The following is a 7,365-nucleotide window of genomic DNA, read 5'->3' on the forward strand; positions in this document are numbered from 1 at the left end:
AAACTTTTGGAGCGATTACCCGAACGAGGAACTTGCGGATTTTTTAATCTCAAAAATGACCGACGAGGAAATGCTTGCCCAGATTTTTATGTTCGGCTGGGCAGGCGAGGAACCAAGCGCACTTTTGAATCAGTGGGTTTGTGACCGTGGCTTGGGAAGCGTAAAGGTTTTTGGCTGGAACACGGACAACACTGAAAAGGTCGCAAAGGCAATTTTTATGCTGCAGCAGGAAGCTCAGGGACGGCGTTTTCAGATTCCGCTTTTCGTTGCGACTGACCAGGAAGGCGGCTGGATCAGGCATGTAAAGGGCGACACCACGGAAACTCCGGGCAACATGGCAATCGGGGCTTCTCAATATCCTGTTGACGCATATTACAGCGCATATTATCTTTCCCGTGAAATCAAGGCTCTCGGAATCAACATGAATTTCGCGCCAACAGTTGATTTGTACACGAACCGTGATTCTTCGGTCATAAATGTCCGCTCGTTTGGCGAAGATGCTGAATTTGTCGGGCAGCTCGGCTCGGCTTTTGTCGCAGGCTCGATTGCGGCCGGTGTGATTCCTACGGCCAAACATTTTCCGGGGCATGGCGACACTAGCTCCGACTCGCACATAAAATTGCCGGGCGTTTACATTGACTGGGAGCAGGCCGAAAAACGCGAGCTGGTTCCATACAAATATCTGATTGCGCAGAATGTTCCTGCAATCATGAGCGGCCATCTTCTTTATCCGCGGATTGAGCAGGATCCTGTTTCGCTTTCACGCCCGTGGCTCCATGACATTCTCCGTGAAAAACTTGGCTTCAAAGGCCTGATTATTACTGACGACATGATGATGACTGGCGCATGGGGCTATGCTGGCAGCAGTTCCGAGGCATTCAAGCGCGCGATAGAGGCTGGAAACGACATTATTTTGAGTTCGCGCACGGCTGAGCTTGACGAACGCCTCTGGACGATGAATCTTTCAAATATCAAGACTAATCCGAAGTTCCGCGAGATTGTCACTACGGCAGCAAGAAGGGTCGTGCTTTCAAAACTCGACTATTTTAAGAGCGGAAATGCGGCTCCTCTTTATCCAGAAATTTCCCGCTTAAAGGAGCTTGTTCCTGACAGGGAAGGGCAGAAATTCTTCCTTTCTCAGGCATGTCGGTCAATTACGGCTTACAAGCGCGGAACTCTTCCATACAAAAACAGCGGCGAAAAAATTCTTATCGTAGGACCGAGTGATTCTGCCCGCGGAGAGTCTGATTTCTTCACCGAAGCAAAAAAACGCTATGCAGAGGCTGACAGTTACAAAATCAATTTTGACGGGCTGGGGCCGGTTGGAATCGACTGGAACGGAAATCAACTTTCGTACATGGCCAACAATTACGATACGATTATTTTCTATGTTCCGAATGAAGAGGGCGCAGAGATTGCAAAAAGGCTCAAAAATTGCGGAAAACGAGTCATAATTCTTTCGGCGCTCTCGCCAATCCCGGTTATGAGTGGATTTGAGTTCGCGGACACGATTCTTCTCGGCTACAGCTATTCGCATTTCACATATCAGGCGTTGTTCGCGGCTCTGGCAGGAGAATTTGAGCCAAAAGGAAAATTGCCTTTAAATTAATACAATTATTGGATAAACACAAAAACAAGCTCTCGGCGGGAACGAGGCATTGGAATCCACCTTCGCAGCACAGCTGCTACGGAGATTCGCTAAAAACTTGCCTCGCAAGTTTTCTTGACGCTCACTAGGTTGTGCGTATAAGGTGTCTGACTCGCTTCGCTCGTACGCACAAAGTGGATTCGTGCCACAACCCCACCTACGCTTGTTTTTGCATTCATCAGCAGTTAAAAATTCAGTAGCGATTTAAAATTCTGGTATAATTTTCTTAGTCGTATATTTAAAATCCGTGGCGTGGGAGTTTGGGAGTTTGCCGTCGATTCTGTCATTTTCTTTTTGAAGCTGGAATTTTATGAGTTCTTTGAACGCGTTCATCAGACATTCTGGATTTACGCTTTTGTCCACGATTTCAGATTCCTGGAGTTCTTTTATCAGATAGTAGCAGGTTTCAATCGTTGAGACACATTCTTCGCTCGGCTCTTTTTTGAAAGTGTAGATTGATTTATATGCGCGTGCAAAGCTCAGTTTTGGCAGTGCCATGATGTTCGTGCTGAGCTTGAGCATTTTTTTTGAGCAGAACCATGTTGAATCAATTATGATTGCGAGCAATTTCTTGCCGCCAATTTCGGCCTTAAATCCTTCTTTGTGGGCGTTCCAGGCATCATCTCCCGGATAAAGAAGCACCGGATAATACCGCTCATCTGCCAGAAGCTCGCAAAGCCTGGCGTTTTTAGTGAAATCAATTCCAATTAAAATTTCTGAATCAATAAGCCCGGCATGAGCAACGCGGCCTGTTCCCGTTCTGTTGCGTTTTGCTTCTTTTGGATGCATGAGAAACACGAATTTCACGCCGCAGTCAAACGGCGGAACGAATTTGCAGAGACAGCTTTCTGTCGGACGAAGACATTTATAGCAGATTTGACGCATGAGGGGATTTTAAAGGGTTTGCCATAAAAAGAAAAGCCCCGCGCTTAAAAACACGGGGCAAAAATCACATCAGTTAGGATTTATTTTCGCTTTTTTGTTACAAAAAGGACTGCACATCCTGCGATTGCAACAATGATTGCGATTACGAGTGGCAGTTTGCTTGTTGAGCCTTTTGAAATCTTGAAGCTTGTGCCGTTGTAATTTGCGCCGATTCCTGCTGGAACTTTGTCAGTGAGCTTGAACAAATCTCCGAGCTGGAATACGCCGTTTTTATCTCGTGGAAGTCGATTGAATGTTTTTCCGTCTTCTTTAAGGCCTTTTGCGATGTCCTTGAAATCGACATTAACAAAGGCTTCTTTTCCGAGTTTTGCGCCGCTCTTGTTGACAGATTCAGCTCCTCCGAAGAAGAAGTTGTTATCTGAGTCGAGGCGGGCTTTCAAAGTTGGGTCTTTTGATTCGTCGAATTTGTCACGGCCAGAACCTTCAATAGAAAGTACATTTGTTGCCTTGACTGTTCGAGGATATTTGTCTGCATCACCTTTTCCGTAGAAGTTGAGGTTTGTGTCCTTGTTTCCGTAGAGCGAACAAGCATCAACAATGAGGGCCGGGTTAGAGTTTGTCGTGATTCCGTTCAAGTCGTTGTTGAATGCAACAGAATTCTTGATGAGGTGTTTGACCGCAATTCCGTCTCCACCGAGCTTGAATCCGTTTCCGTCACCCTTACCGCTGTTGTCAATCTTTCGGCCGTTGTTGTAAGCGATACAGTTGTCGATGAGGACTGCTCCAATCGGGCCAGTCTCAATCTTTGCGTACAAATCCCATCCGTCGTCAACATTGTGGTGAGCAACGCAGTTTCGGAAGATGTTGCCTTCGCCTGCTGTGAGTTTACATGCAAAACCGTCGGCATTGTTCTGTGCCGGGTCAGCGTTTCCGAATGATTCACAGCCGTAAATCAAGTTGTCGTGTGGCCATTTTTCTGGAGCTTCTGAAGCACGGCCTGAAATCTGAATACCTGTGTCGCCGTTCAAGTAAGCGTCAACCATAATCAGCTGATTGTAGCTTCCTGCAACCTGAATGCCTTTGCAGTCATCTGGTGCGCCTGTAACATCGATGTTTTCAATTGTCCAGTAGTTACCGTAGATGTTGAATGCAGAAACTGCTGCTTTTGAGCCATTGAAGTCAATTACAGCACGGTTGTTCGGGTCTTCTGATTTGAGAACTTTTCGTTTAGAAGCAGTTCCGTCGTTTCCTCGCTCAATCCACAGAGATTTTGTCGGATGATATTTTCCGCCTGCAAGGAGAATTGTCTGGCCAGGTTTAGAATAGAGGATTGCTGATTCCAAATCGACTGGAGAAGATTTGCTTCCATCGCCGAATACATCGCCGTCCTGAGTAACATAAATCTTGCTTCCCTTGATTGCCTTTGCGATGATGCTGTGAGTGTATGTTACAGGACTGTAATTCTTTTCGTATTCGCCCAAAGTCTTGTTGAACTGTGCGATTACTGATTTTGGAGCTGGTTCCCATCCGTTTTCTGGAGCGAAAGTTACGAGAAGGTCGTTGATTCCGTTCTTGATTTTGAGAGTCTGTTTGAAATCAACATTTGCCTCGACTTTTCCTTCGTTGAGGAGAACTTTTCCGTCGTTGTCTTTAACTGTGATTGTACCCTTTGCGTTAGATGTGAATACGAAAGGATAGCTTGTGTTGTACCATGTTTGAGGACAGTCGATGAGTGTTGTGAGCGGAATAAGCTCTGGAGGCTCTTCTGTTGGTGGTGGATCTTTTGCCGGGTCAGTGACTTTGAAATCAACATCGCTGAAAGTTGCGTTACATCCTCGTGCTACGGCAAAACCTACATAAATATTGTCTTTGTCGAGCTGAGTGAGCTTTTTGTTCTCGCTGTCGTACAGGATGAATTCTTCGACTGAATCTTCCGAAGCAATTGCGCGTTTGTAGATTGCGTGGTAGCCAGTATTGTCTTTTTTGAGCGTAATCCGGTATTTGTCGCCAGTTTTGATTGCATCTGATGCCTGGTCATAGCTGAATGCCTTGCTGACACTTGATGCTTTCTGTGAGATTTCAGAATCGCCGGCCTCGATGATTGAATCTGTGATTCCTGTGACGAATCGTGAGCCGAGTCCGTCTTTGATTTCTTTTTTTACGCCGTCAACATGGGCGGTGTATTTTCTTGAGATAACGCCAGCCGAGTTGTTGTAAGCGATTGTCATAGATTCGCCGCTTGTCCAAAGTCTGTCGATTGCGAGCAGACCGAAACCTTCCTGTCCATCGGCAGATGGGTTGTGATAATCAACCGTTACAGTTGCGGTAAGCTCAAAGTTCTCTGTTTTTGGATTGAGTTTTGTATAATAGAAAGAAATTCCATCAAAGAAAGTTTCGAATTTTCCGCCCTTGTTGGCGATTGTGCCTGTTTTTGGATCGAATGTGCAAGAATTGAGTTTTACTTTGAGGTTGTCAGAATCAAGAATCTCGAAAGTGTTTCTGTCAGGATTTGTTGATGTTCCGAATTCTGCGAAATCCCAAACTCGTTCCTCGATTTTGCTCGTTGTTTTTTTGAGGGAATCTGAATTGAGCTTTTCTGAGCCGCGGGTTGCCGTTACGACAAAAGTTGTGACTGTGCCGACTGGGAGTGTGACTTCCGCGGTAAGTTCTGTTGATTTTGGAAGCGAGACTTTTTTGCCGCTAGCATCTGTGTATGAAAGGATGTAGCCGTCTGCTTCTGGAACTTCCGTCCAGTCAACCTTGATTTTGCCCTCACCGAGGTTTCTGGCAGAAAGAATTGACTTAACCAGTGGAAGTGTGTATTTGAATGTTGCAGGTGCAGATTCATGTTTTGATGATTCACCTTCGCGCTCTGCATATACAACAAATTTATATGTTCCGGAAGTTTTCAGCGTAAAAGAAGATTCTTTTGCTTCTTTTCTGGTTTTTCCGTACATATTCTTTTTTGAAGCTCCGACATCAGATGTCATTGCGACTTCGCCGCCGTCAGCACCATTGTTGCCCGTGATACTGTTGAAAGATACTGTGATTTCGTTGGGGCCGGTCTGTTCAACTTTTGTGATTGATGGAGCCGCTACATCTGACCAGGCAGCTCTGTCCGCAAAGGCATTTGCCGTGGCAAAAATTGCGATTGCACTTGCACACAAAAGATTTAAGATAGATTTTTTCATCGTTCCTAAACTCCTTCTATAAAGTTAGATAGATTATATCATAAAAAAGGCAGACACTGACCGGTCTGCCTTTTTAATTCCCGTGGATTTTTAGAAAAATTCAGTCAGGAATCAATTATTTGGTTACTTCAATCTTGTAGATGTAGATTGTGCTTCCTTTTGAGCCGAGTGCATAAGTTCCGTCTGCTGGAGCTACGAATGTCTGTGCAGCTGTTTTTGCTGTTCCGTCAGCATACATTGGAAGTGATGCAAGTACATTTCCCTGTGCGTCATAGATTTCTGCAACGCGGTCATCTTTTTTGTTTGAGCTTTTTCCGTATACGCTGATTGTCTCACCTTTTTTTGCAGGGAAAGAAATCTTTACTTTTGGCTCTGTCTCACCTTCAAGGCGTGAACCACCCATTTTGAATCGCTGTGTGAATTTTTCGCCTGCGAATTTTGTTGCATTCTTTTCAATTTTGACGCTTTTTGATGCGAGCCCGTGGATTACGAATCCGTCTTCCTGCGGCGCATCAGCTTTGATTTCACCAACCGGAATATCGTTTGCGTTGATATAGCCTTCTGCAAAAGCAGAAACTCCGAACATAAATGCAGCTGCCAAGACAGCAATGATTTTTTTCATAAAAATCCTCCAAATGTATGTTTTAAATCCTTGTATTGAAAGTATAATTCCTCGGTAAAATAAAAAACATTCAATTTTTTTGACAATTCCGACATAGTTTAAACTTGCTTTCTCTTAATTGTGTATGATTCTGATTTTTGATATAATTTTATTTATGGTAATAGCTTCAATCGACATGAAGGACGGTTCGGTCGTCCAGCTTAAAAATGGAAAGGATTTGGTTTTAAAGCGTGATGACGCTGATTCTTTGATTTCTGATTTTAATAAATATGGCGAAGTTGCAATCATCGACCTTGACCAGGCACTTCGTAACACTGACGAAAAAGGCAACACGAAAAACACGCCGCTTCTCAAATCTCTTTTGCGAAAAGGAAATGTCCGCGTTGGTGGCGGCATCCGCGATGTCAAAAAAGCCCGCGAGCTTATTTCTTTGGGAGCTGAGAAGGTCATCATCGGTTCGGCTGCATGGAATCCTTCTCCAAAGGCCGGCGAATCTGTTCTTAACGAAGAATTTTTGAAGGAACTTTGCGAAAAAATCGGTAAACAGCGCGTGATTATTTCTGTTGATTCAATTCAGGGCAAAATCGCCGTAAAAGGCTGGACTGAGACTGTCGATATTCCTTTGATTGAGGGCGCAAAACAGGCCGAAAAATACTGTTCAGAGCTTTTGTTCACTTGTGTCGAAAAAGAAGGCTGTATGCAGGGAACTGACATGGAAGCTTGCAAGGCTTTGCGAGAGGCTGTAAGCTGCCGTGTCGTTGTTGCTGGCGGCGTAAATACTCTGGAGCAGATTGTTGAGCTTGAAAAACTTGGCTGTGACGTTCAGCTCGGAATGGCTTTGTACACTGGCAAGGTCAATCTCAAAGACGCTTTCATCGGCTGTCTCAATTTTGAAAAAGTTGATGGCATGATTCCTGTAATCGCTCAGTCACCAAGTGGCGAGGTTTTGATGATGGGCTATTCTAACAAAGAAGCATTCGAAAAATCTTTTGCAACAGGAAAACTCACTTTCTTTAGCC

At 44.7% G+C, this 7,365-nt stretch carries 5 protein-coding genes; 2 read left to right on the forward strand and 3 right to left on the reverse strand.

Annotated elements, in window-relative coordinates:
• On the forward strand, nucleotides 1-1,609 hold a 1,609-nt coding region (locus IJJ71_RS04385), incomplete at its 5' end, for a glycoside hydrolase family 3 protein (RefSeq protein WP_296845551.1).
• Between the two features lie 243 nt (nucleotides 1,610-1,852).
• Here the strand turns inward: IJJ71_RS04385 and IJJ71_RS04390 are convergent.
• From IJJ71_RS04390 to IJJ71_RS04400, 3 genes are all read right to left on the reverse strand, one after another.
• Nucleotides 1,853-2,533 carry a tRNA-uridine aminocarboxypropyltransferase gene (locus IJJ71_RS04390; RefSeq protein ID WP_296845552.1) on the reverse strand — a complete coding sequence of 227 codons (681 nt, stop codon included), beginning with the start codon at nucleotides 2,531-2,533 and terminating at the stop codon, nucleotides 1,853-1,855.
• A gap of 80 nt (nucleotides 2,534-2,613) precedes the next feature.
• Nucleotides 2,614-5,724: a right-handed parallel beta-helix repeat-containing protein gene (locus IJJ71_RS04395; protein WP_296845553.1), complete on the reverse strand. Its 3,111-nt coding sequence runs from the start codon at nucleotides 5,722-5,724 to the stop codon at nucleotides 2,614-2,616.
• Between the two features lie 115 nt (nucleotides 5,725-5,839).
• Nucleotides 5,840-6,346 carry a hypothetical protein gene (locus tag IJJ71_RS04400; protein ID WP_296845554.1) on the reverse strand — a complete coding sequence of 169 codons (507 nt, stop codon included), beginning with the start codon at nucleotides 6,344-6,346 and terminating at the stop codon, nucleotides 5,840-5,842.
• A 154-nt stretch (nucleotides 6,347-6,500) separates the two neighbouring features.
• Between IJJ71_RS04400 and IJJ71_RS04405 the strand changes: the two genes are divergently transcribed.
• A partial coding sequence (locus IJJ71_RS04405; RefSeq protein WP_296845555.1) for a HisA/HisF-related TIM barrel protein occupies nucleotides 6,501-7,365 on the forward strand: 865 nt, incomplete at its 3' end.

This window comes from Treponema sp. (genome assembly GCF_017430385.1).
In the GTDB taxonomy this organism is placed as follows: Bacteria; Spirochaetota; Spirochaetia; order Treponematales; family Treponemataceae; genus Treponema_D.

Bases quoted from the DNA above. Each gene is read 5' to 3' on its own strand.
- IJJ71_RS04400 (WP_296845554.1), bottom strand. From the start codon at position 6,346: ATGAAAAAAATCATTGCTGTCTTGGCAGCTGCATTTATGTTCGGAGTT.
- IJJ71_RS04390 (WP_296845552.1), bottom strand. From the start codon at position 2,533: ATGCGTCAAATCTGCTATAAATGTCTTCGTCCGACAGAAAGCTGTCTC.
- IJJ71_RS04395 (WP_296845553.1), bottom strand. From the start codon at position 5,724: ATGAAAAAATCTATCTTAAATCTTTTGTGTGCAAGTGCAATCGCAATT.